Origin of the sequence: Streptomyces katrae (assembly GCF_002028425.1) — a bacterium.
In the GTDB taxonomy this organism is placed as follows: domain Bacteria; phylum Actinomycetota; class Actinomycetes; order Streptomycetales; family Streptomycetaceae; genus Streptomyces; species Streptomyces katrae_A.
The window spans coordinates 6,893,551-6,914,386 of record NZ_CP020042.1 but is presented as its reverse complement, the minus strand read 5'-3'; the positions used below and the strand labels follow the sequence as shown (position 1 = coordinate 6,914,386).

The window sequence follows — 20,836 nt, the reverse complement described above, 5'->3', positions numbered from 1 at the left end:
GAACGTGAACTGGATTCGGCGCTCGGGGCGGGCGACGCTCTTACGCATGCGACAGGACACGAACCACACCGAGCAGGACACCGGCCGGACGGCGGACACGGCGGCGGGGCTCTCCCTGAACGGGATCCACGTCCCGCTCGTCACCCCCTTCACCCGTGGCGGGGAGGTCGCCGCCGGGGCCCTGGAGGCCCTGGCGCACGAGGTGATCGACGCGGGCGCCGCCGGGATCGTCGCCCTGGGCACCACCGCCGAGGCGGCCGCGCTGGAGGAGGACGAGCGCGACCTGGTCACCGGCGTCTGCGCGCGGGTCTGCCGGGAGCGGGGCGCGCTGCTCACGGTGGGGGCGGGGGCGAGCGGGACCCGGGCGAGCGAGGTCGCGCTGGCGCGGCTGGCGCGGTGGCCCGAGGCGCGGGCCGCGCTGGTGACCGTGCCCGCGTTCGTCCGGCCCTCGGCGGCGGGGGTGCTGGCGCATTTCGCGCGGCTGGCCCGGACGAGCCCGGTTCCGCTGATCGTCTATCACATCCCGTACCGGACAGGGCAGCCGCTGGACGCGGCGGCGCTGCGGGAGCTGGGTTCGCTGCCCGCAGTGGCCGGGGTGAAGTACGCGGGCGGCGGGATCGACCAGGAGACGGTGGCGCTGCTGGGTGATCTGCCGGACGGGTTCGCGGTGCTGGCCGGGGACGACGTGTACGCGTCCCCGCTGCTCGCCCTCGGGGCCTCGGGCGGGATCCTGGCGTCGGCGCACCTGGCGACGGAGCGGTTCGCGGAGCTGGCCGGGGCCTGGCGGGACGGCGACGCGGCACGGGCCCGGGTGCTCGGGCACCGGCTGGCGCGGCTTTCGGCGGCGCTCTTCGCGGAACCGAACCCGGGGGTGGTCAAGGGGGTGCTGTACGCGCAGGGGCGGATCCCGACGCCCGACGTACGTCTTCCGATGCTGCCGGCGTCCGAGGCGGCGGTGACGGCCGCCCTCAAGGAGCTGGCGGGACTCTGATCCGGGCGCAGCCCCACGAAAGCGCGCCCGATTCCTCCCTTTTCATTGGGATTCAGCACTCTCGCACGAGTCGCCCCAATCAGCGGCATCGGCCCGCGAATTGGCCGGAATGAGCAAGGGGACGAGGGGACCGGCGGGGCCGTGATGTGAGCCACACCCGCCGGGCCAACATCAATTTCCCCGGAAGGGTCGATTCCCTTTTCCCGGAAAGGAAAACCTCGATTTCCGGAGAAGTTTTCCAAGGTCATTTACCGGGGGCCCGGCGGGAAGTCGATCTCCGGAGTGAATTCGCGTCTTGTTCGGCCCCTCGCGCTCGCCTACGGTCACCCTCATTCCCGGCGGCCGAATGCCGAATCCGGCCGCCGCCGGGGCTCTCCCGTACCCCCACGTGAGGAAATGCGCCATGCCCGCATCGGGTAAGCACCGTCGGCCGAAGCAGCACAAGACCGCCCGCAGGCTGGCCTTCGCCGGCACGGGCGGAGCGGCCCTCGCCCTCCCCCTGATCAGCGCGACCACGGCCGGGGCGGCCGTCGCGCAGCCGGCCGCGGCGCCCGCCGCGCACACCGTGGCACTTCCCGCCGGAGAGCCGGCCGCCAAACCGGCCGCGGAAAAGGCGGCGGCTCCCGTGACCTATTCCGTGGTCGGCGGCGACACCCTCGTGAAGATCGCGGCGGAGCATTCCGTGAGCGGCGGCTGGCAGGCCCTCTACGCCGCCAACCGCGAGGCCATCGGCAGCAACCCGTCCGTCATCCGCCCGGGCCTCAAGCTGGCGCTGGGCGGGGCCGCGAAGGCCGCCGCCGCCCGGGCCACCGCCCTCGCCGCCAAGCCCGCCGCGGCGCCCGCCGCCGTGAAGACGTACGGGAACAACCTGGACGGCTGGATCCGGCAGTCGCTGGACATCATGGCCGCGCACGGGATCCCCGGCACCTACGCCGGAATCCACCGCAACGTGATGCGGGAGTCCTCCGGCAACCCCCTCGCCATCAACAACTGGGACTCCAACGCCGCGGCCGGCATCCCCTCCAAGGGGCTGCTCCAGGTCATCGACCCGACCTTCCGGGCCTACCACGTGCCGGGCACGGCGATGGACTCCTACGACCCCGTCGCGAACATCACGGCCGCCTGCAACTACGCGGCCGCCCGCTACGGCTCGATCGACAACGTCAACGGCGCCTACTGAGCCGGAAGGTGCCCCGGGGCGATCGGCAGCCGGCGCTTGTGGTCGGTGAGCCGGTAGCGGCGCACGATCGTCTCGAAGGCCCGCGCGTCGACCGGCTTGCCCTCCAGGAAGTCGTCGATGTCGTCGTAGGTGACCCCGAGGGCGTCCTCGTCGGCCTTGCCCGGGTCCAGGGTCTCCAGGTCGGCGGTGGGGACCTTCCACACCAGCTCGGCGGGCGCGCCCAGGGCGTCGGCGACCGCGCGCACCCGGCGCTTGGTCAGGCCGGTCAGCGGGACCAGGTCGGCCGCCCCGTCACCGAACTTGGTGAAGAAGCCGGAGACCGCCTCGGCGGCGTGGTCGGTGCCGACCACCAGGCCGTCGTGGGCGCCGGCCACCGCGTACTGGGCGATCATGCGCTGGCGCGCCTTGATGTTGCCGTGGACGAAGTCCTGGTGATGGGCGTCGCGGAACTCCACCCCGGCGGCCCGCGCGGCCTCCAGGGCCGCGTCGCTCGCCGGCTTGACGTCCACGGTCAGGACCTGGTCGGCGCGGATGAAGGACAGGGCGAGCTGGGCGTCGTGCTCGTCGGCCTGGACCCCGTAGGGCAGCCGCATCGCGTGGAAGCGGGCCTCGTGCCCGGCCGCGCGGGCCCGCTCGACGGCGAGCTGGCACAGCCGGCCCGCGGTGGTCGAGTCGACCCCGCCGCTGATGCCGAGGACGAGGGAGCGCAGACCGGTCGAGGTCAGCCGCTCGGCGAGGAAGGCCACCCGGCGCTCGATCTCCCGCTCGGCGTCGAAGGTCTCGGCGACCTCCAGGTCACGGGCGATCTCCTGCTGCAGGGCGATGGACGCCGGCTCGCTCACGTCTGCTCCTCGTTCTCGGCGGTGTCCGCGCCGTCCGCGCCGTCCGCGGGGGTCGCGTTCCGTTCGACGGTGTGTGTCGCCCCCACCCTACCCAGCGGCCTCGGCGGCCCCGAGGGCCCGCCGCCGGTCACAGCCAGCCCTGGCGGCGGGCGGCGCGGACGGCCTCCATGCGGTTGCGGGTGCCGGTCTTGCCGATGGCCGCCGAGAGGTAGTTGCGCACGGTCGACTCCGACAGGTGCACCCGGGCCGCGATGTCGGCGACCGTGGCTCCGTCGACGGCGGCGTTCAGCACGTCCGCCTCGCGCGGGGTCAGCGGGTTCGGGCCGGCGCTGAGCGCTGCCGCCGCGAGGGCGGGGTCGATCACGGTCTCCCCCGCCAGCACCCGGCGGACCGCGGCGGCCAGCTCCTCCACCGGCCCGTCCTTGACGAGGAACCCGGCGGCCCCCGCCTCCATCGCCCGGCGCAGGTAGCCGGGGCGGCCGAAGGTGGTCAGGATCAGCACCCGGGTGCCGGGGCAGGCCGTACGCAGCTCGGCGGCGGCGTCGAGGCCGCTGCGCCCCGGGAGTTCGATGTCGAGGAGGGCCACGTCGGGCCGGGATTCGAGGGCGGCGGGCACGATCTCGTCCCCGGCGGCCACCTGCGCCACGACCTCGATGTCCTCCTCCAGCCCGAGCAGCAGGGCCAGGGCGCCGCGCATCATCCCCTGGTCCTCGGCCAGCAGCAGCCTGATCATCCGGTCCTCTCGTCCCCTTCCGCGCCTGCCTCCACGGGGAGTTCGGCGGTGACCCGGAAGCCGCCGCCCGGTACGGGGCCGCTGGTGAGCGTGCCGCCCGCGGCCGCGAGGCGTTCTCCGAGGCCGGTCAGTCCGCTGCCCGGCGGGGTCGAGCCTACGCCCCGGCCGTCATCGGTGATCACCAGCCGGACCCGTTCCGCCGCACCCTGCACCTCGATGTCGCAGGTGGCGGCCCCACTGTGGCGGACCGCGTTGGTGGCCGCCTCGCGCACCACCCAGCCCAGCAGGGCGGCGGTCTGCGGGGGCAGCGGGGGGCCGGACCGGTGTACCCGGGGCTCGATGCCGGCCGCGCTCAACGCGACCCGGGCCCGGTCCAGTTCGGCGGCCAGGCTGGCCTCCCGGTAGCCGGTGACGGCTTCCCGGATCTCGGTGAGGGCCTGGCGGCCGACGGTCTCGATGTCGCGGACCTGGCCGATGGCGGCCTCCATGTCGCGGGGGGCGATGCGCCGGGCAGCCTCCGACTTCACGACGATCACCGAGAGGGTGTGGCCGAGCAGGTCGTGCAGGTCGCGGGAGAAGCGCAGCCGCTCCTGGTCCACCGCGGCCCGGGCCAGCTCCTGGCGGGTGTCGCGCAGCTCCCGCACGGTCTCGGACAGGGCGAGGATGGACGCGGTGACCATGCCGGACAGGAAGGTCCCGTAGACGATGCCGATGGCGTCCCAGCCCTCCCGCATTTCCCCGATCACCCCGGCGAGGGCGCTGATGGCGAACATCACCTGGGCGAGCCGCCGGCCCCGGATCACCGCGCCCGCGGCCAGGCCCAGCAGCGGGAAGAACAGCAGCCAGCTGTCCCCGTACGCGCCGGCCAGGGTGCAGGTGACGGCGCCGAGGGCGACCAGGCACCAGCGGGTGGCGGGCGCCTGCCGGGCGCGCTGGTCGAAGGCCCGGAACGCCAGGGTGACGTAGAGGGAGTTGAAGGCCAGCAGGCCCAGGACCCCGATCCACGGGTTGGGTGTCTGGCCGTGGACCAGGTTGGAGACGGCGCCCATGCCGAGAAGCAGCCAGGGCAGGAGGGCGAAGGCGTTGGGCGGGCCCATGGGGCCGCGGCCGTAGTCGGGGGCGTCACCACGCGCCTTGCGGGCCTTCTCGGACGCGCGCCACGCGGCCTTGCGGGCGGGCCACTCGGCCTTCCACTCGGCCTTCCAGTCGGCCTTGCTCCGGCACTGTTCCCGCATGTCCGTTCCCGCTTCCCGTTCCACCACCGCGCCGTCCGGGAGGAGGGCCGGCGGGGAGAGCTGTTCTGTCATGACCACCACGTTAGGGACCGGGACGGGGCCGGTGGCAGAGCCGCCCGTACGGTCCCGGGCAGTACGAATGTCACCACGCCCGGCGGCGGCGCAGTGCGCGCAGCAGGGTGCCGGCCGGGGCCGTGAGGCCGTAGCCGACGTCCTTGCGCAGCACGCCCGCCCCGGCCCGCTCCACCGCGGCCAGCTGGTGGCCCATCAGCTCCGCCATGGCGGCGACCACCGGACGCAGTCCGGGTTCGGTGAGGTGGAGGATCCCGTCGTCGGCGGCGGCCAGGGCAGTGCGGGCGAGCCGGCATTCGGCGGCGAGGAGGGCGCGGACGGCCGGGGTGTCGCGGGCGCCTTCGAGGTCGGCGCGGGTGACGGAGTGCTCGGCGAGCCGGGCGCGCGGCAGGCACAGCCGGCCCTCGGCGAGGTCGCCGGCCAGGTCGGCGAGGAAGTCGACGCGCTGGGCGGCGTCCACGAAGGTGCGCCAGCCGGCTGCCTGAGCGGCGTCCGGCCCGCCCTGGTACTGGAGTCCGGTGAAGACCAGGACCCCGGGCCAGGCGTAGGCGTCGAGGTAGGCCTGGAAGTCCTCCTCGGTCCCGAACCCGTCGAACCCTGCCTCGGCGGTGGCGGCGCCGTCGAGGAAGCGGGTGATCCAGTGGGCGGGCAGCCCGGTGGAGCGGACGGCGTGGGCGTACGCGCGCAGCAGCGGGTCGGGGCTGTCGCCGGTCTCCAGGGCCTCGGTGGTGCGGGCGGTCAGCGCGGCGAGGCCGGCCGTCCGCTGCCCGGGGGTGCCGGTCTCGGCCACGTCGTCGACGAGGTTCATGAAGGCCAGGCCCGCGGCGAGCCGGGGTACCAGGGGTGGTGCGGCCAGCAGGCGCAGGGTGACGAACCGTGCGGGGTCGCGGCGCAGCACTCCGCGCGCGGCCCGGGTGTAGTCGTCCCGCAGCCCGGGGCCGGTGATCCCGGCCCGGGTCAGGGTGGTGCGCCAGCTGGGCATGGTGTGCGTGCTCCCTTGGACCGTCCGCGTACCGGGTGAGGTGGTACGGGGACACGATGTCAGGAGCGGTAGACCTTCTTGACGTTGCCCTGGGCGTCGGCGTACAGGTAGCCGCCCCGGCCGTACTCGTCGCTGAGGTAGGGCCGCACGGAGGTGGCGCCGGTGTCGAAGAGCCAGGGTTCGACGATGACGTAGCGGGAGGTCGGCTTGGTCACGCCGAGTTCCTGCCGGGCCTTGTCGAGGAGGCCGGGCAGGGCGTCCCAGTTCACGGCCGCCATGTCGATGAGCGGCTTGTCGCCGTCGATCCGGCCGCCGGGGCCCGTCCGCGTGGCCCGGCCGTCGCGGTATTCGTAGCGGTCGTAGGTCCCGGCGTCGTCGGCGGTGGGGATGGAGGCGAGCACGTACCCCTCGTAGACGGTCATCTCCACGAAGGTGGTGGTGCCGGACAGCTGCTTGAACGCCGCGAGGGCGGTGCGGACCCGGTCCGGGGTGAGCATGCTGCCCTTGGCCTCGCCGGCGGGGCCGTTCTGCTGTGGCGACGGGAGGGCGGCCGGGGTGGCCCGGCCGCCGGAGGCGGGGGTCGCGCCGCCGGTCGTGGCGGGGGCGGTGGTGGTGGGGCCCTTGGCGTTCGTGCCGGCCGAGCCGGAACCGCCGTCGGGGAGGGCCTGGACGAGGCCGATGGCGCCGCCGGTGAGGGTCACGGCGAGGAGGGCGCCGATCAGGACCGGCCGGAGGCGGCCGCGGGGCGGGGTGACGGGGGCCGTGGCGTCGTACGGGGAGCCGCCGCCGGGGGCGAAGGGCCGGGTGCCGGACGCCGGGGGCGCGGGTGCGTACGCGGGCGGGACCGCCGGGGCGACGGGGGCGCCCGGGGTCCCGCCGGTGGTGAGAGCGGTGCTCGCGGCGCGGAGCAGGGCTTCCAGTGCGGCGCCGTCGGGCCGTACGGCCGGGTCCCGGACGAGCAGCCGTTCCAGTACGGGGCCCAGCGGGCCGGAGCGCACCGGGGCCGGGATCGGTTCGTCGAGGACGGCGACGACGGTGGCGAGGCTGGTGGCCCGGCGCAGCGGGTGGGTGCCCTCGGCGGCCACGTACAGCATCATGCCCAGCGACCAGAGGTCGGAGGCGGCCAGCCCCTCCTCGCCCCGGGCCCGTTCGGGGGCGATGTACTCGGGCGAGCCGATCAGGACGCCGGTGGAGGTGAGGGCGGTGGCCCCGCCCAGCGCGGCGATGCCGAAGTCGGTGAGCACGGCGGCTCCGTCGGGCCGCAGCAGCACGTTGGCCGGTTTCACGTCCCGGTGCAGGACCCCTTCGGCGTGCGCGGCGCGCAGCGCCGACAGCACGTCGAGCCCGAGCCGCAGCACGTCGGCGACGGGCAGGGGGCCTTCGGCCAGCCGGTCGTGCAGGGAGCCGCCCTTGACCAGCTCCATCACGATCCACGGGTGGCCGTCGGTGCCGGGCGCGGGCTCCACGATGTGGTGGATCGTCACCACGCCGGGGTGCGCGAGGCGGGCCAGGGCCCGGGCCTCGCGCACGGCGCGTTCGCGCATCTCGGCGGAGAGCCCGGGGTTGGCGGCCTCGGAGGCCGGGTCCGGCGGGCGCACCTCCTTGAGGGCGACCTCACGGTGCAGGGCGATGTCGCGGGCGCGCCACACCGTTCCCATGCCTCCGGCGCCCAGGGGTGCGATCAGTTCGAAACGGCCGTCGACCAGCCGTCTGCCGGCCTCACTCGTGTCCATGGCCGGTCATCGTAGAGGGCGCCTGTGTCAGCAGCGGCGGCGGTCCGCCGTCAGGGCGCCCTGCGCGGTGGACACCGTCCGGTCGTAACAGCCGCCTGCTGTTGCGGTCCCGTACAGCTGGTAGCGGGCGGTGGTGGTGCCGACGGCGTGGCGCTGGTCGCGCGGGACGTTGGCGGTGTACGAGGCGTCGCCCGTGTACCGGTCGTCCAGGCGGGTCCGGCCGGTCTGCCGGCCGCCGCGCAGGGTGACGGTGTCGGCGCGGTCGCCCAGTGACAAGACGGTGCGCAGCCGGTCGCCGGCGCCGAGGGTGGTCTCGCCGTCCATGGTGTAGACGCGGGTGGTGCGGGTGGTGGTGGCGCCCCGGGTGACGCTCTCCTCGTCGTTCCAGGAGGCGGTGAGGGCGTCGCGGTTCTCGCCGTCGGTCCAGCGGTGGACGGAGGTGGCCCGCACGGCCCGGGTGACGGTGGTGGTGACGCGGCCGTGGGAGGTGTCGAGGTATCCGGCGGTGGTGAGGCGGTGGGCGCCGTCGGTGTCCAGGCGGTGTTCGCCGCCGGGGGTGGCGGGCGTCCAGCGGGAGGAACCGGTGGGGGCCGCCTCCTCGTGGCGGGTCAGGGCGCCGGTGACCACCTCGCGGCCCCGGTCCTGCCACAGCAGCAGGTTGGCGGGGGTGCTCCAGCCGCTCTGGCCGGCCGGGACCCCGGCGACGGCCACCTCGATGCGGTGGGGGCGGCCGTCGTCGAGGAGGGCGGCGTAGGGGGTGAGGTCGTAGACGGCCGGCTGGACGTCGAAGGCGCGCGGGCCGGGGGTGACGTACCAGAGGAAGGGGTTGGACCAGCCGCCGGTCCAGACGGTCGGGAAGGGGGCGGCCAGCCCGGCGAGCTGTCCGTCGACGGAGACGCGGACCTCGCGGTAGGGGCCGTCGGCGGCCTTGCAGGAGTAGGGGGCCGCGTCGGGGACGGTCATGTACCAGTACTCCTCGCAGCCGCCGCCGGAGCCGGTGGCGTAGACCTCGGCGAGGACCCGTTCGGTGTTGCGCGGGGTGGTGACGGCCGGGGTGGTGAGCGGGAGGACGCGGTCGGGGGCGGCGGCCGGGCGGGTGCGGCCCTCGGCTGCGTAGAAGGTGAGGGTGACCTTGACGTCGATGACCCCGGTGTAGGTGTCGTCCACGACGTTGCCGATCAGCATCTCGACGGGCTGCGGGCGGCTGAGGGTATCGCGGTAGCGGGTGACGTCCTTCTCCACGGACCACTCGATGCCCTCGGGCGAGGGTTCGGGGGTGGAGGTGCTCAGGACCTCCACGCCTCCGACGGTGAGGTGGCCGAGGCGGTCGTACTGGCGGCCCTTGACCTTGCCGTCGAGGCGCAGCACCACCTTGGCCCAGTCGGCGCGGCCGCAGCCCGCGGGCGGGGTGTAGTCGCCCCGGTAGGGGGTGAAGTCGCGGAACTGGGCCTCGGCGAGGGTCACCCGGCAGGAGGTGGTGGCGGGGTGTTCGACGGGCGGGGCGGCGGTGAGGGGGTCGTGCCAGTCGGTGCCGAACTCGGCGGGCGGGGTGTCCGCGGCCGCCGCCGGAGTGGCGCCCGCGGGTCCCGCGGCCGCGGCCAGGGTGCCTGCGGCGAGGGTGAGCGCGCCGAGCAGGGCCATGATCCTGTGTCGTCTCATGGGCCCGCAGTGAAGCGGCTCACCCGTCCCGGCCGCCAGGGCCCGTGGTCCGGTCCTGGCGCGATCTCGCCCCCAGGGGCGGGTCAGCCGGCGGGCAGGACCGCGACGCCGTCCTCGTCCGCGTACACGGTGTCGCCGGGGCGGAAGGTGACCCCGCCGATGGTGACGGGCTCGTCCACGGCGCCCGCACCGGTCTTGCCGCTCTTGCGGGGGCAGGTGCCGAGCGCCTGGACGCCGAGGTCGAGCCCGCCCAGCGCCACGCTGTCGCGGACCGCGCCGTTGACGATCAGTCCGGCCCGGCCGGAGCGCTCCGCTGCGCCGGCGATGAGGTCGCCGACGAGGGCGGTGCGCAGCGAGCCGCCGCCGTCGATGACGAGGACGGCGCCTTCGCCGGGGGTGTGGGAGGCCCGGCGTTGCCGGGTGTCTGCCGTGAGCGGACAATGGATCTCAGTGGTATGCCTCAGGAAGGAGCTTCCGATGGCATGGCAAATCGAGGGGACGTATTTCGAGAACTGCAGTTGCGACATGGTGTGCCCCTGCTCCACCTCCGGCCTCACGGCTCCGGCGGACTCCGACCGCTGCCGGGTGGTCCTGGCCTTCCACATCGATTCCGGCCAGGTCGACGACGTCGCCGTCAACGGCCTGACGGTCGCCGTCGTGGCCGACACCCCGCAGCTCATGAGCGAGGGCGGCTGGCGGATGGGCATGTTCATGGACGAGGCGGCCTCGCCGGAGCAGGCGGAGGCGCTCGGGGCGGTCTTCTCCGGTCAGCGGGGCGGCCCGATGGAGGGTCTCAGCCCGCTGGTCGGCGAGATGCTCGGGATGGAGTCCGCCAGGATCGAATACGTCGATGACGGCCGGCGCCACCGGGTGAGGATCGGCGACGCGATCGACATGGAGGTCGAGGACTTCGTCTCTCCTCTGGACGCGACCGGCAAGGGCGTCAGGGTCAGCGGGGTGGGATTCCCGGCGGACACCCTCGCGGCCGGGGTCGCGACCAGGTCGCGGGTGGACGCCTTCGGCCTCTCGTTCGGGAACGAAGGGAAGAACGCCTTCTCGGCACCGTTCTCCTGGGCGGCCTGAATGGCGACACCGCTCACTCGGCGGGCCGTCGCCCCGGCGAGCTGGGCGTCCTTGCTGGCGGCCGCGGCATTGGCCTGGCTGCTGACGGTCCGCGGTGCGTCCGGCATGACGCCCGGACCGGGCACGATGGGGCGGGGCCTGTGGGGATTCCTGGTCCTGTGGGGGCTGATGATGGCCGCGATGATGCTGCCCGCGGTCGCCCCGTTCGTCTCGCTGTACCTGCGGACGCTGCGCGCCCGCTCGACGGGCTGGGTACGCGCGGCCCGCAGTACCGGCCTGGTCCTCGGATACCTCTGCGCCTGGGAGGCCTTCGGCCTGGTCGCCTTCGGCGCGGCCTGGGCGGGCGGCGAACTCGCGGCCCGGGCGCCGGACGCCGCGCCGTGGGCCGGCGCCCTGGTGCTGGCCGGGGCCGGGCTGTACCAGGTGACCCCGCTCAAGGACCGCTGCCTGAGCCACTGCCGCTCGCCCCTCGGCTTCCTCCTGCACTTCGGCAACCGCTCGGGGCGGCTGCGCGACCTGCGGGTGGGCTTCTGCCACGGCGGCTACTGCGTCGGCTGCTGCTGGGGCCTGATGGTCGTCCTGGTCGCGGTCGGCGTGATGAACCTGGCGTGGATGGCCGCTCTGGCCGGCGCCGTCTTCCTGGAGAAGGTCTGGCGCCACGGCAAGGCCTTCAGCCTGGTGCTCGGCGTGGCCCTGATCGGCTACGCCTGTTTCGTCCCCTGGCATCCGGGCCTGGTCCCGGGGCTGCACATGGCGCCGGGCATGCCCATGTGACCGTCAGTCGCGGGAGTTGCCGAAGAGGATGCGGTAGCCGATGAGCAGGACGAGGGAGCCCGCGATGGCGGAGCCCCAGGTGGCGAGGTCGAAGAAGTGGTTCTGGATGGGGCGGTCCAGGAACTTGGCGGAGAGCCAGCCGCCTGTGAAGGCGCCCGCGACGCCGATGAGGGTGGTTCCGATGAGGCCGCCGGGGTCCCGGCCGGGCAGCAGGATCTTGGCGATGCCTCCGGCCAGCAGGCCCAGGACGATCCAGCCGATGATGCCCATGGTCGTTCACTCCGCTCGTTGGTCCGCGTCTCTACGGTGGGGAGGACGCAGGCGCAGGCCCGGCGGTTCTCAGCCGCGGCGGGTCCGCAGCAGGCCGGTGGCCAGGGCGGCGGCCGTCACGGCGCCGACTGCGGCCACCGCGAGGCCGCCCCGGGAGCGGTAGGAGAAGAGGGAGAAGACGGAGCGGGCCGAGAAGGCGGAGCCCGCGCTCAGCCAGGAGGCCGCCGAGCCCACGGAGAGGGCGGAGCCGAGGGAGCCGGCGGAGAGCACGCTGCCCACCGAGCCGACGGAGAGCACCGAACCCACCGAACCGATGGACAGCACGGAGTCCCGGGACCACAGGGAGAGGTACGAACGGTCGGCCATGGCGTCAGGCTGCCACATGCCCGGCCGGCACGGGGTGGTTTTCGCCGGTCCGGGCTCCGGGCGCCGTCCGGGTCAGCAGCAGGACGCCCCGGGCGGCGGCGAGGGCTCCGGCGACGGCGAGCACGATGCCGAGGGCTCCGCCCTGGAGGCGTTCGCCGAGCAGGACCATGCCGATGACGGCGGCGGCGAGCGGGTTGGAGAGGTTGACCACGGCGAGCGGGGCGCCGAGGCCGCCCCGGTAGGCCCGCTGCGAGAGCAGCATCCCGCCGACCGCGAAGACCACGACGAGCAGCGCGACGGTGACCACCCGGACGCTGAGCAGGGAGCCGCCGCGGCCGCCCGCGACGGCGACGGTCTGGGTCAGGGCGGAGGCGACGGCGGAGGCCAGCCCGGAGGCGGTGGCGTGCCGCAGGCCGGGGCCGGGGTCCTTGCGGGCGGTGAGCAGCGCGATCACGGCCAGGGTGGCGCCGGAGACGGTGAGGGCCTCGGCGACGCTCAGGGTGTCGTCGGGGGCCGGGCCGGAGGCGGGGAGCAGCAGCAGGCCGAGCCCGGCGACGGTGGCCAGGGTGCCCCGCCACTCGGTGGCGGCGACCCGCCGGCCGGCGCCGCGCGCCCCGAGCGGGACGGCGGCGACGAGGGTGAGCGCGCCGAGGGGCTGGACCAGGGTGAGCGGGCCGTAGCGCAGGGCGGCGGCGTGCAGCAGGGCGGCGGCGGCGTTCAGTCCGGCCGACCACCACCAGGCGCCGTTGCCGAGGAGGTCGCGGGCGGAGCGGGCGACGGCCCGGCGGGCGAGCCGTTCCTGGGCGACGGCGGCGGCCGCGTACGTGACGGCCGAGGCGAGGCAGAGCGCGACGGCGAGCAGGGTGGCGTTCACCGCTCGCCTCCGGCGGGGACGGGCAGGGTCGCGGCGGGGTCCGGCTCCCCGGCGCCCCGCCCGGCCGGCACGGAGGCGGGAGCCGCGGGGTGCGGCGCCGTCGGCGCGGCTGCCCCGGCGGCGGGTGCGTCCCCCGGCGAGGGGGCGGCCGGGGCGGCCGTCCGGCGGGGGTGCGGGAGGCTCCGTACCGCGTCGGCGGCGGCGTCCGTCCGGGCCGCCGGGCGCGGGATGACCAGGAGGGCCGCGCCCAGGAGCAGGGCGGCCACGATCGCGTCGGCCCAGTAGTGGTTGGCGGTGCCCACGACCACCAGCAGCGTGACCAGGGGGTGCAACAGCCACAGGGCCCGCCACCGGGAGCGGGTCGCGGCGATCATCCCCAGGGCCAGCATCAGCGCCCAGCCGAAGTGCAGCGAGGGCATGGCGGCGAACTGGTTGGCCATGGTGTCGGCCGCCGGGGCCGCCCGGTAGACGGTGGGCCCGTAGACCTGCCCGGTGTCCACCAGGTGCGCGGACTCCAGCATCCGCGGCGGGGCGAGCGGGAAGGACAGGTGCAGCGCGAGGGCGGCGCCGGTGAGCACGGCGAGCGCCCGCCGGGTCCACAGGTAGTGCCCCGGGCGGCGCAGGTACAGCCAGACCAGGAACAGCACGGTCGCCGGGAAGTGCACGGCCGCGTAGTAGGTGTTCGCGGTGTGGACGGCGGCGTCCGAGTGGAGCAGCAGCCGCTGTACGGCCCCTTCGCCGGGCAGGTGCAGGGCGCGCTCGGCGTCCCAGACCCGGACGGCGTTGTGGTGGGCCTCATCGGTGCGGCCCGTCGAGAGCATCCGGCCCGCCTTGTACACGGCGAACAGGCCCGCGACGAGCAGCAGCTCGCGTATGAGCCGGCGCCGGGCCCCGCCCGCGGGGGCGGGTGGCCGGCCGGGTGTGGTGTGGGAGGTCATCCCCCGGTCTCACTTCTTTCGGGTGCAGCGGCTTTCGGTCGGACCGATTCCGATCGACACGCCAGTGTATCGATACATTCGCGTATCGATACGATGGTGTAGCGATAAGCCCCCGGGGCCTTACACTCGGGAGCACGACCCACCGCCCGTGAGCTCACGAGGAGAGCCGCACCCCATGACGTCGACGCCGCAGGCCCCCGTGCGCCGCTCCAAGATCAGCCCGGAGCGCGAGCAGGAGTTCTACGACGCCGTCCTGGACCAGCTGCGCGAGCACGGCTACGAAGCCCTCACCATGGAGGGCGTGGCCGCGCGGGCCTGCTGCGGCAAGTCGACGCTCTACCGGCAGTGGAAGACCAAGCCCCAGCTGGTCGCCGCCGCCCTGCGCGCCGGCCGTGCGCGGCGCGGCGAGCGGACGCTGGCCGACGTGGACACCGGGAACCTGGCGGACGACCTGCGCGAGGCCGCCCGGATCGCGGCCGGCACCTCCGGGCGCGACACCCGGCTCACCCAGGCCCTCGGCAACGCCGTGCTCAGCGACGAGGAGCTCCAGCGCGCGCTGCGCGAGGCGCTGGTCGAGCCGGAGCTGGCGGCCTTCGGCGCCATCGTGGCGCGGGCCGTGGCACGGGGCGAGATCACCGCGGACCACCCGGCCGTGGAGTTCCTGCCGGCTCAGCTGATGGGCGTGCTGCGGATCCGGCCGGTGCTGGAGGGCCGCTACGCGGACGCCGACTACCTGGTCCGGTTCGTCGACGCGGCCCTGCTGCCGGCCCTGGGCATCGGCCCGGGGGACCATCCGGCCACCTGAACCGGTGGGCCGCCGTTCACGATGACCGGACGGCGACCCGCTTCGCGCTGCCTCGTGGGGACGGCGGCAGCGCGCCACCCGGACGGGTCGGCGGCCCTCCCGAGCAGGGGGACCGCCGCCCCGTCCGGTCCGGACCCTCCTCAGTCCCGGGCCGCGCCCATCAGCCGGGTGTACTCCTGCGGGTCCGCGTCGAAGCCGTGGGCCCGGGCGTCCAGCGTCCAGCCGCTCCCGCCGTCGCGGACGAACTCGGCGACGGTGGCCGCCGTGGCCCCGGCGAGCTCGGTGAAGTCGCCGGTGGCGAGGTCGGTGTGGCCCTCGCGGATCCGCAGGCCCGTGCCCGCGACGGCGGAGAAGACCGTACGGCCGGGCGCGCCCGCCGGGCCCGGGTCCTGGATCACCACCCCGACCACCACGCGGACCAGGTCGGGGGCCAGCCGGTCCAGTTCGAGGGTCATCACCTCGTCCCAGCCGAAGCCCTGGCCGTTGCGGCTGTCCCGGTCGAGGGTGATCGTGCCGTCGGGGGCACGGCTGCCGAAGTGGACGAGGTAGACCGGCTGCCCGTGCGGGTCGCCGGCCCCGAAGACCCCGGCGACCAGGTCGAGGTCGTGCGGGGGCGTGCCGGCGGGGCTGGGGTCCCAGCGCAGGGCTATCTCCACCTTGGCCAGGCTCTTGCGTACTCCGGTCACCGGACTCCCCCTCGGCTCGGCCGCCGCGGGCCGTGTCCCCCGCGTCCGGCCCGGCCATGCTGCCACGCGTTGCCGATCACCGGGTGAACCACCGTACACAACCGGCCAGTTCGCGGCTCAGTCCAGGGGGGTCACCCGTACGGTCTCCACACCGTCCGGCGGCTGCGGGGCGTCCGGTCCGATCAGTGCGGCGATCACCCGGCAGGGCAGGGCGCCCTCCGGCCAGGGGGTCAAGCCGTCGGTCAGGACCACGACGATGCCCGGCCGGTCCGGCACGTCCAGCGCGGCCGCGATGCCCACCCGCATGTCGGTGCCGCCGCCCCCGGCGAGGGTCACCTGCTCGGCGCTGGTCACCCGGTTCACGGCCTGTACGTCGGCGTCGCAGGCCAGTACCGCGACCCGGTTGCCGCCGACGCCGACCTCCCGCAGCACCCCGGTCACCTCGCCCAGCGCGGCGGCGAGTTCCGCGTCCCCCATGGAGCCGGAGGTGTCGACGACGATCGCGACCCGGGGCAGTGGCCTGCGCAGGCTCGGCAGCACCACCCGGCCGCCCAGCGCGGGGGTGCGGCGCGAGGGGCGGCGGTAGGTGTAGTCCACGGCGCCGCAGGCCCAGGCCGCGGCCTCCCGGACCGCCCCGCGCAGGGCGCGCCGCCAGTCCACGACCGGCTCCAGCACCTGCTCCGCCCAGCGTTCCCAGCCGGCCGGGACGCTGCCGCGGCCCCGGGTGCGCCGGTGGGCGCGGACGGCCTGGGCGGTGGTCCGGCGCAGGGCCTCCGCCTCCACCGGGCCGATCCGGGCGGCGCCGTCCGCCGCGCCGAGTTCCCAGGGCGCGGGGACGCCGTGCGCCCCCGAGCCGCAGTCCACGTGCGCGTGCGGGGGCGTGTGCGGGATGGCGGGCAGGTAGCCCTCGAACAGCCCGCCGGCGGGGAGGCCGAAACGGCCCGGCTCCATCCGGCCCTCGGGGAGCCTGAGCCCGTCGGCGAGGAGGTCGTCGTTGATCTCGCAGTCCTGGGCGATGTTGATCCGCAGCGGATCGCGCTGGTCGGCGGCGGGGAGCCGGTCGGCCCGGCCGTGGTGGTCGCGCAGCAGGTGGGCGACCTCGTGGATCCACACGCCGGCGAGCTCGGGCACGGGGGTCCGCTCGACGAACGCGGGCGAGACGTAGCAGCGCCAGTGCCGGTCGACGCCCATCGTGCTCACCCCCGTCGGCCCCGGGGAGGGGACGACGGTCAGCGCGTACAGGGCCGAGGCCAGGTAGGGCCGGGCCTCGGCAGCCGCGTAGCGGGCGGCGAGCAGCTTGGCCCGGTCCAGGGGTCGGTCCACGGGTGCGGCCGGCCCGGTCAGCGGGGGCCGGGGAGGGCCCCGGCCAGCTGGAGCAGTTCCACGAAGGCGTCGATCCCGGCGGGTACGGGCCAGGACGGGTCGCGCATCGCGGCCAGGTCGGCGGCGGCCCGCGCGGCCACGTCGGGCACGCCCGCGTCGACGGCCTTGGCGAGCACCGCCCAGCCCGCCTCCCAGCGGGGCCGGGTGAGTTCGCCCTGGACGGCGGCCACGACCGCGATGAGGAAGGCCAGCTGCCGGTCGCCGCGCCCGGGCAGGGCGAAGGCGTCGGGGTCGGCCAGCACCTTCTCCGGGTCGGGCAGGTCGAGGTTCTCCAGGTAGGCCAGCAGCTCCAGGCCCGCGCCGTCGCCGACGGCCCCGGTGAGCGCGGCCGACAGCGCCTCCCGGCCCGCGCCGGACGCGTAGCCGGTGGCCAGCATGCGCAGGGCCATCTCCCAGGTGCGCGGGGAGGGCCAGGCCCGGCCGCGGCCCTCGGCGTCGTTCGGCATGTGGTGGACGAGGCCGGGGCGGGCGGTGAGGAAGCCGGAGATCACGCCGCGGGCCCGGGCGGCCGCGCCGGCGGCCCGGGCGGGGTCGACGGCGGGCAGGGCCGTCTCCGGCCAGATCCCGGCCATGCCGCGGGCGACCGTGCGGGCGTCGTGCGTCCAGTCGAGGTGGACGAAACGGTTGGCGAGGGGCGGGCTGAGGTGCCAGCCGTCGGCCGCGCTGGAGGGCGGGTTGGCCGCCGCGACGATCCGTACGGAGGCGGGCAGTTCGAGGCTTCCGACCCGGCGTTCGAGGACCACGCGCAGGAGGGCGGCCTGGACGGCGGGCGGGGCGGAGGACAGCTCGTCGAAGAACAGCAGCCCGTGCCCGGTGCGGGCCAGGCGCACCGCCCAGTCCGGCGGCGCCATGGGCACGCCGGTGGTGGCGGGGTCCTCGCCGACGATGGGCAGACCGGCGAAGTCGGAGGGCTCGTGGACGCTGGCGATGACGGTCTCCAGCCGGACGCCGAGGGCGGCCGCGAGCCGCTCCATGCCGGCGGACTTGCCGATGCCGGGCTCACCCCACAGCAGGACGGGCTGATTGGCCGTCACCGCCAGGGCCAGGGCCTCCAGCTGGGGGTTGGCCGCGGGTTCGGTGCGGGTGGCGCCGAGCCGGGCGGCCAGGGCGTCGGCGGCGGCCAGCGCGGGGGCGGGCCGCATCGGTGCGGTGGTCATGCTCTCCCTGCCTGGCCGTCGACCGGACCCGTGGGATCGCCGAGGACCGCGTAGCCGTCGTGGTCGTCGTACTCCCGGTCCTCCTCCCACTCCTCGCGGTCGTCCATGAACTCGTCGTACTCGCCGAAGCCGAGGCCGGGGTGGCGCTCCTCCACCAGCTGCTTGAGGAAGGCGAGGTCGGTCCGCTTGTAGCGGCGCACCACCTGGCCCAGCGCCAGGCCCATGGTGTCGACCACGTCGGTGCGCGCGCCGGCCGCGAGGAGCGCGCGGACCAGGGCGGCGGTGCCGCCGTTCTGGACGGCGCACTGGAGCGGGGTGCGGTCGGCGTCGTCCGCCTGCTCCAGGTCGAGTCCGGCCTCCAGGAGCCGGGACAGCAGCTCCTCGTGGCGCACGAACGGCAGCAGGTGCAGCAGGCCCTGGCCGCGGCCGTTGCGCACCCCGGGGTCGAGGCCCGCGTCGAGAAGCGCGAGGACGCCGGGGGTGTCGCCGTGCTGGACGCGTTCGAACAGCTCGCGCCGCTCGGCGCGCAGGGCGCGCGGGAGGCGGCCCTTGCCGGTGGTCCACGCCTCGCGCACGGCGAAGCAGCCGGCGATGGCCCCGCCGAAGGCGCGCAGGGCGCGCTCGCGCTGCTGCTCCTCGGCGGTGTGCGGGAGTTCGAGTGCGCCGTCCCGGGAGCGCACCTCGTGCCACTCGCCGACGCAGCGCACCCGGACGGGCCGGGGCGCGGCGGGGCCGGGCGGACCCTCGGCCGGCCCTGCTCCGGGGAACAGCGCGGCGGCGACGAGCGGGTGCAGTTCGTGCGGGGCGGTCCGGCCGGTGCGCACGAGGTACGGGTCGGGCAGCGGCTGCCAGACGTAGTCGGGCAGCCGGGTCACTTCGCCCACCGCCTGGGGGTCGGCGAGCCGCAGCCGCAGGCCGCTCGCCGCCCCGTCCCCGGCGGGCTCCAGCAGCAGCAGGGCGCGCCAGTGCGGGGCGAAGCGGAACCGCTCCCCCGCGCCCGCCGCGGTCAGGCGGCGGAACTCCTCCACGAGCCGGACCGGCTCCAGCGGGACCGATTCCAGCGCTTGCCGGGCGTCGTGGGTGGGGTAGAGGCGGCCGCGCCGTTCGAAGGGCGAGAAGTCCAGCTCGATCCCGGCCGAGGCGAAGGCCGCCTCGAGGTCGCCGCGCCGGTAGAGCTCGGCGGCCCACTCCGTGCGGGCGGCACGGTCGCCGGGGGCGGGTTCGGCGGAGGGCAGCGCGTCGGCGCCGAGCGGGGTGCCGTCGGCGTGGAAGAAGGGGAGACGGCCGGCGGGGCCGGCGCAGGAGCGCAGTGCGGCGGTGTGCCGGGAGTCCCAGAACCAGGGCGCGCCGGTCCAGTCCTCGGTGACCCAGCCCGCGTAGGCGTGGCGCTTGCGCGCCGGGTCGACGGGCGCGCAGTGCAGCCGCAGCCGCTGCGGGCCGTCCACCATGGCGCGGGTGGTGGCGTACAGGACGGGCGCGGCCCCGTCCCGGCCGTAACGGGCCAGTACGACGCGCCGGTTGGGGGCCAGGACGGTGCGGCCGCCCAGGACCCGGGGCAGGTGCCAGCGCAGCAGCTCGGGGACCAGGTGGAGCAGGTCGGCCTCCGCCTCGCGGGCGACTGCGGTCCCGTACGCGGAGGCGAGCGCGGGCAGGTCGAAGGCGACCTCGACTCCGGCGGCGGCGCAGGCGGCGCGCCAGTCCCCGGCCAGGCGGTGCGCGGTGGCCTGCTCGATCATCCAGCGGGGCACCGCGTAGCGGCGGACGCGCTGCCAGGCGGCGGCGTCCTCGTCGGGCAGGGCGCCGGGCGGCAGGTCGGCGAGGGGCTGCTCGCCGGACGCGCTCACCGGTACACGCTGCCGATGGCCCGCAGGTCCGGGTGGCCGGGCCGGGCGGGGCGCAGCCGTTCGGCGAAGGAGCGCTTGATGCGCCGGGGGGTACCGGGGCCGAGGCCGACGTGCTCCAGGGGGCTGCCGTCCGGCAGTGCGGCCAGCAGGCGCTTGGCGCCGCGGCCGGTGATGCCGGTGTGGCGCAGTTCGAGGCGGCGCAGCGCGCTGCCGGGCAGCGCGTCGGCCAGGGCGTACGCGCCCTCGTCGCCGGTGGCGTTGCCGGTGGAGCCGAGGCTGCGCTCGGACATGACCCGGCCGAGGTCCAGGGACTCGATCCCGCCGAGGGCCGCGGCCAGGGCGCGGGCTCCGGGAACGCCGATGCCGTTGCCACCGAGGCCCAGGCGCACCGGGCGGCCAGGTCCGGCTTCGGCGGCGGCGGCCGCCAGGATCGCGGCGCCCTCGTCGCCGAGGTGGTTGGCGGGGACGTACAGCTCGCGGACCCCGGCCTCGCGGATGAGGGCGGCCAGCAGCGGGGCCGCTTCGGCGGTGAGGCCGTTGCCGCCGAGGTAGATGCGTTCGAGCGGGGTCTCGCGGGTGCGCAGCGCGTCCAGGAGGAGGCGTACGCCGTCGGCGGTGATGCCGGTGTTGACGAGGTCGAGGGTGCGCAGCGCGGTGTTGCGGCGCAGCAGGGCGGCCAGGATCCGGGCGCCGTCCTCGTGCAGCGGGTTCCGCTTGAGCCAGAGGGCGCGGACGCCGGTGTCCTCGGCGAGGGCTCCGGCGAGGGCGAGGAGGCCGTCGGGGCCGATGCGGTTGCAGCCGAGGTAGAGGGTGTGCAGCCCGTGGTCCGGGCCGGCCGCGGTGAGGGCGGCGGCGAGGGTGCGGGCGCCTTCGTCGGCGAGGGAGTTGGTGCCGAGCAGGAGGTGCGCGGCGTGCGGGGAGGCGGTGGCCGCGGGCAGCAGCCGGGCGGCTCCGGCGGGGCCGAGGCCCTGCTTGCAGAGGTCGACGCGGCCGTCGGCGCGCAGGGTGCCGAGGGGGAAGGTCTCGTCGGTGGCGACCGGGTGGTCCTGCGCGAGGCGGGCGAGCAGCGGGTCCAGGGCCGCCGGGTCGGCGAGGGGCAGGTCCGGGTGCTCGATCGCGGGGCACCGTACGGGCGTCGGCCGTGTCATCACCACTCCACCGGTTCCTTCGCCGGCTTCCGGCGACCGAGCAACTTCGGGTACGAGCGTCCTGACGGCACGGCACGGCGG

Annotated in this window: 21 protein-coding genes; 5 read left to right on the top strand and 16 right to left on the bottom strand. The window is 75.7% G+C overall.

The features are described from left to right. Positions 1-46: 46 nt before the first annotated feature. On the top strand, positions 47-991 hold the full coding sequence (locus B4U46_RS31345) for a dihydrodipicolinate synthase family protein (protein ID WP_079430982.1): 945 nt from the start codon (positions 47-49) through the stop codon (positions 989-991). 403 nt (positions 992-1,394) lie between these two features. Beyond that, positions 1,395-2,171 carry a LysM peptidoglycan-binding domain-containing protein gene (locus tag B4U46_RS31340; RefSeq protein ID WP_079430981.1) on the top strand — a complete coding sequence of 259 codons (777 nt, stop codon included), beginning with the start codon at positions 1,395-1,397 and terminating at the stop codon, positions 2,169-2,171. Here B4U46_RS31340 and nadE read toward each other — a convergent pair. The 7 genes from nadE to rraA all read right to left on the bottom strand — a co-directional run bounded on the left by nadE (position 2,165) and on the right by rraA (position 9,954). Beyond that, positions 2,165-3,013 (bottom strand): ammonia-dependent NAD(+) synthetase, encoded by an 849-nt coding sequence (gene nadE, locus B4U46_RS31335; RefSeq protein WP_079430980.1) that lies wholly within the window; start codon positions 3,011-3,013, stop codon positions 2,165-2,167. The two genes, B4U46_RS31340 and nadE, sit on opposite strands and share 7 nt — an antisense overlap. A gap of 127 nt (positions 3,014-3,140) precedes the next feature. Then, on the bottom strand, positions 3,141-3,746 hold the full coding sequence (locus B4U46_RS31330) for a response regulator transcription factor (RefSeq protein ID WP_079430979.1): 606 nt from the start codon (positions 3,744-3,746) through the stop codon (positions 3,141-3,143). After that, positions 3,743-4,981 carry a sensor histidine kinase gene (locus B4U46_RS31325; RefSeq protein ID WP_079432109.1) on the bottom strand — a complete coding sequence of 413 codons (1,239 nt, stop codon included), beginning with the start codon at positions 4,979-4,981 and terminating at the stop codon, positions 3,743-3,745. The genes B4U46_RS31330 and B4U46_RS31325 overlap by 4 nt, the downstream gene beginning before the upstream one ends. 142 nt (positions 4,982-5,123) lie before the next feature. Further along, on the bottom strand, positions 5,124-6,035 hold the full coding sequence (locus B4U46_RS31320; RefSeq protein ID WP_079430978.1) for a phytoene/squalene synthase family protein: 912 nt from the start codon (positions 6,033-6,035) through the stop codon (positions 5,124-5,126). A 59-nt stretch (positions 6,036-6,094) separates the two neighbouring features. After that, on the bottom strand, positions 6,095-7,768 hold the full coding sequence (locus B4U46_RS31315) for a serine/threonine-protein kinase (RefSeq protein ID WP_079430977.1): 1,674 nt from the start codon (positions 7,766-7,768) through the stop codon (positions 6,095-6,097). Between the two features lie 27 nt (positions 7,769-7,795). Then, complete coding sequence (locus tag B4U46_RS31310) at positions 7,796-9,427, bottom strand: peptide-N4-asparagine amidase (protein WP_079430976.1); 1,632 nt, start codon at positions 9,425-9,427, stop codon at positions 7,796-7,798. A gap of 83 nt (positions 9,428-9,510) precedes the next feature. Then, positions 9,511-9,954 carry a ribonuclease E activity regulator RraA gene (rraA, locus tag B4U46_RS31305; protein ID WP_079432108.1) on the bottom strand — a complete coding sequence of 148 codons (444 nt, stop codon included), beginning with the start codon at positions 9,952-9,954 and terminating at the stop codon, positions 9,511-9,513. Between rraA and B4U46_RS31300 the strand changes: the two genes are divergently transcribed. After that, positions 9,953-10,510 carry a DUF1326 domain-containing protein gene (locus tag B4U46_RS31300; RefSeq protein ID WP_237293194.1) on the top strand — a complete coding sequence of 186 codons (558 nt, stop codon included), beginning with the start codon at positions 9,953-9,955 and terminating at the stop codon, positions 10,508-10,510. The genes rraA and B4U46_RS31300 overlap by 2 nt on opposite strands. Then, positions 10,511-11,284, top strand: coding sequence for a DUF2182 domain-containing protein (locus B4U46_RS31295; RefSeq protein ID WP_079430974.1), 774 nt, complete (start codon positions 10,511-10,513; stop codon positions 11,282-11,284). 3 nt (positions 11,285-11,287) lie between these two features. Here B4U46_RS31295 and B4U46_RS31290 read toward each other — a convergent pair whose 3' ends face one another. The 4 genes from B4U46_RS31290 to B4U46_RS31275 form a co-directional block, all read right to left on the bottom strand. Then, positions 11,288-11,554 carry a GlsB/YeaQ/YmgE family stress response membrane protein gene (locus tag B4U46_RS31290; protein WP_079430973.1) on the bottom strand — a complete coding sequence of 89 codons (267 nt, stop codon included), beginning with the start codon at positions 11,552-11,554 and terminating at the stop codon, positions 11,288-11,290. A gap of 69 nt (positions 11,555-11,623) precedes the next feature. After that, a complete protein-coding gene (locus tag B4U46_RS31285) occupies positions 11,624-11,920 on the bottom strand; it encodes a hypothetical protein (RefSeq protein WP_100862261.1) in 297 nt (98 codons plus the stop codon). Positions 11,921-11,924: 4 nt separating this feature from the next. Beyond that, positions 11,925-12,794, bottom strand: a complete 870-nt coding sequence (locus B4U46_RS31280) for a DMT family transporter (protein ID WP_167747612.1) — start codon at positions 12,792-12,794, stop codon at positions 11,925-11,927. Beyond that, positions 12,791-13,732, bottom strand: coding sequence for a phosphatase PAP2 family protein (locus B4U46_RS31275; RefSeq protein ID WP_079430971.1), 942 nt, complete (start codon positions 13,730-13,732; stop codon positions 12,791-12,793). The genes B4U46_RS31280 and B4U46_RS31275 overlap by 4 nt, the downstream gene beginning before the upstream one ends. 175 nt (positions 13,733-13,907) lie before the next feature. Here B4U46_RS31275 and B4U46_RS31270 point away from each other — a divergent pair, with 175 nt between their 5' ends. Next, positions 13,908-14,537 (top strand): TetR/AcrR family transcriptional regulator, encoded by a 630-nt coding sequence (locus B4U46_RS31270; protein ID WP_079430970.1) that lies wholly within the window; start codon positions 13,908-13,910, stop codon positions 14,535-14,537. A 140-nt stretch (positions 14,538-14,677) separates the two neighbouring features. On the opposite strand, the gene B4U46_RS31265 is transcribed toward B4U46_RS31270, so the two are convergent. The 5 genes from B4U46_RS31265 to B4U46_RS31245 form a co-directional block, all read right to left on the bottom strand. Continuing rightward, the gene (locus B4U46_RS31265) at positions 14,678-15,223 is read right to left on the bottom strand and encodes a TerD family protein (RefSeq protein ID WP_079430969.1); all 546 of its coding nucleotides are present in this window, start codon (positions 15,221-15,223) and stop codon (positions 14,678-14,680) included. 117 nt (positions 15,224-15,340) lie between these two features. Then, positions 15,341-16,546, bottom strand: a complete 1,206-nt coding sequence (locus tag B4U46_RS31260; protein ID WP_100862263.1) for a DUF2201 family putative metallopeptidase — start codon at positions 16,544-16,546, stop codon at positions 15,341-15,343. A 17-nt stretch (positions 16,547-16,563) separates the two neighbouring features. Continuing rightward, entirely contained in the window at positions 16,564-17,763 is a 1,200-nt protein-coding gene (locus B4U46_RS31255; RefSeq protein ID WP_079430967.1) for an AAA family ATPase, read from the bottom strand. Then, positions 17,760-19,607, bottom strand: a complete 1,848-nt coding sequence (locus B4U46_RS31250; protein WP_185117143.1) for an ankyrin repeat domain-containing protein — start codon at positions 19,605-19,607, stop codon at positions 17,760-17,762. The genes B4U46_RS31255 and B4U46_RS31250 overlap by 4 nt, the downstream gene beginning before the upstream one ends. Next, on the bottom strand, positions 19,604-20,755 hold the full coding sequence (locus tag B4U46_RS31245; RefSeq protein ID WP_079432107.1) for a gala protein: 1,152 nt from the start codon (positions 20,753-20,755) through the stop codon (positions 19,604-19,606). The genes B4U46_RS31250 and B4U46_RS31245 overlap by 4 nt, the downstream gene beginning before the upstream one ends. Positions 20,756-20,836: the final 81 nt, after the last annotated feature.

Bases quoted from the DNA above. Each gene is read 5' to 3' on its own strand.
- B4U46_RS31300 (WP_237293194.1), top strand. From the start codon at position 9,953: ATGGTGTGCCCCTGCTCCACCTCCGGCCTCACGGCTCCGGCGGACTCC.
- B4U46_RS31310 (WP_079430976.1), bottom strand. From the start codon at position 9,427: ATGAGACGACACAGGATCATGGCCCTGCTCGGCGCGCTCACCCTCGCC.
- B4U46_RS31285 (WP_100862261.1), bottom strand. From the start codon at position 11,920: ATGGCCGACCGTTCGTACCTCTCCCTGTGGTCCCGGGACTCCGTGCTG.
- B4U46_RS31295 (WP_079430974.1), top strand. From the start codon at position 10,511: ATGGCGACACCGCTCACTCGGCGGGCCGTCGCCCCGGCGAGCTGGGCG.
- B4U46_RS31245 (WP_079432107.1), bottom strand. From the start codon at position 20,755: ATGACACGGCCGACGCCCGTACGGTGCCCCGCGATCGAGCACCCGGAC.
- B4U46_RS31330 (WP_079430979.1), bottom strand. From the start codon at position 3,746: ATGATCAGGCTGCTGCTGGCCGAGGACCAGGGGATGATGCGCGGCGCC.
- B4U46_RS31340 (WP_079430981.1), top strand. From the start codon at position 1,395: ATGCCCGCATCGGGTAAGCACCGTCGGCCGAAGCAGCACAAGACCGCC.
- B4U46_RS31255 (WP_079430967.1), bottom strand. From the start codon at position 17,763: ATGACCACCGCACCGATGCGGCCCGCCCCCGCGCTGGCCGCCGCCGAC.
- B4U46_RS31345 (WP_079430982.1), top strand. From the start codon at position 47: ATGCGACAGGACACGAACCACACCGAGCAGGACACCGGCCGGACGGCG.
- B4U46_RS31270 (WP_079430970.1), top strand. From the start codon at position 13,908: ATGACGTCGACGCCGCAGGCCCCCGTGCGCCGCTCCAAGATCAGCCCG.
- B4U46_RS31275 (WP_079430971.1), bottom strand. From the start codon at position 13,732: ATGACCTCCCACACCACACCCGGCCGGCCACCCGCCCCCGCGGGCGGG.
- rraA (WP_079432108.1), bottom strand. From the start codon at position 9,954: ATGTCGCAACTGCAGTTCTCGAAATACGTCCCCTCGATTTGCCATGCC.
- B4U46_RS31325 (WP_079432109.1), bottom strand. From the start codon at position 4,981: ATGCGGGAACAGTGCCGGAGCAAGGCCGACTGGAAGGCCGAGTGGAAG.
- B4U46_RS31290 (WP_079430973.1), bottom strand. From the start codon at position 11,554: ATGGGCATCATCGGCTGGATCGTCCTGGGCCTGCTGGCCGGAGGCATC.
- B4U46_RS31320 (WP_079430978.1), bottom strand. From the start codon at position 6,035: ATGCCCAGCTGGCGCACCACCCTGACCCGGGCCGGGATCACCGGCCCC.
- B4U46_RS31315 (WP_079430977.1), bottom strand. From the start codon at position 7,768: ATGGACACGAGTGAGGCCGGCAGACGGCTGGTCGACGGCCGTTTCGAA.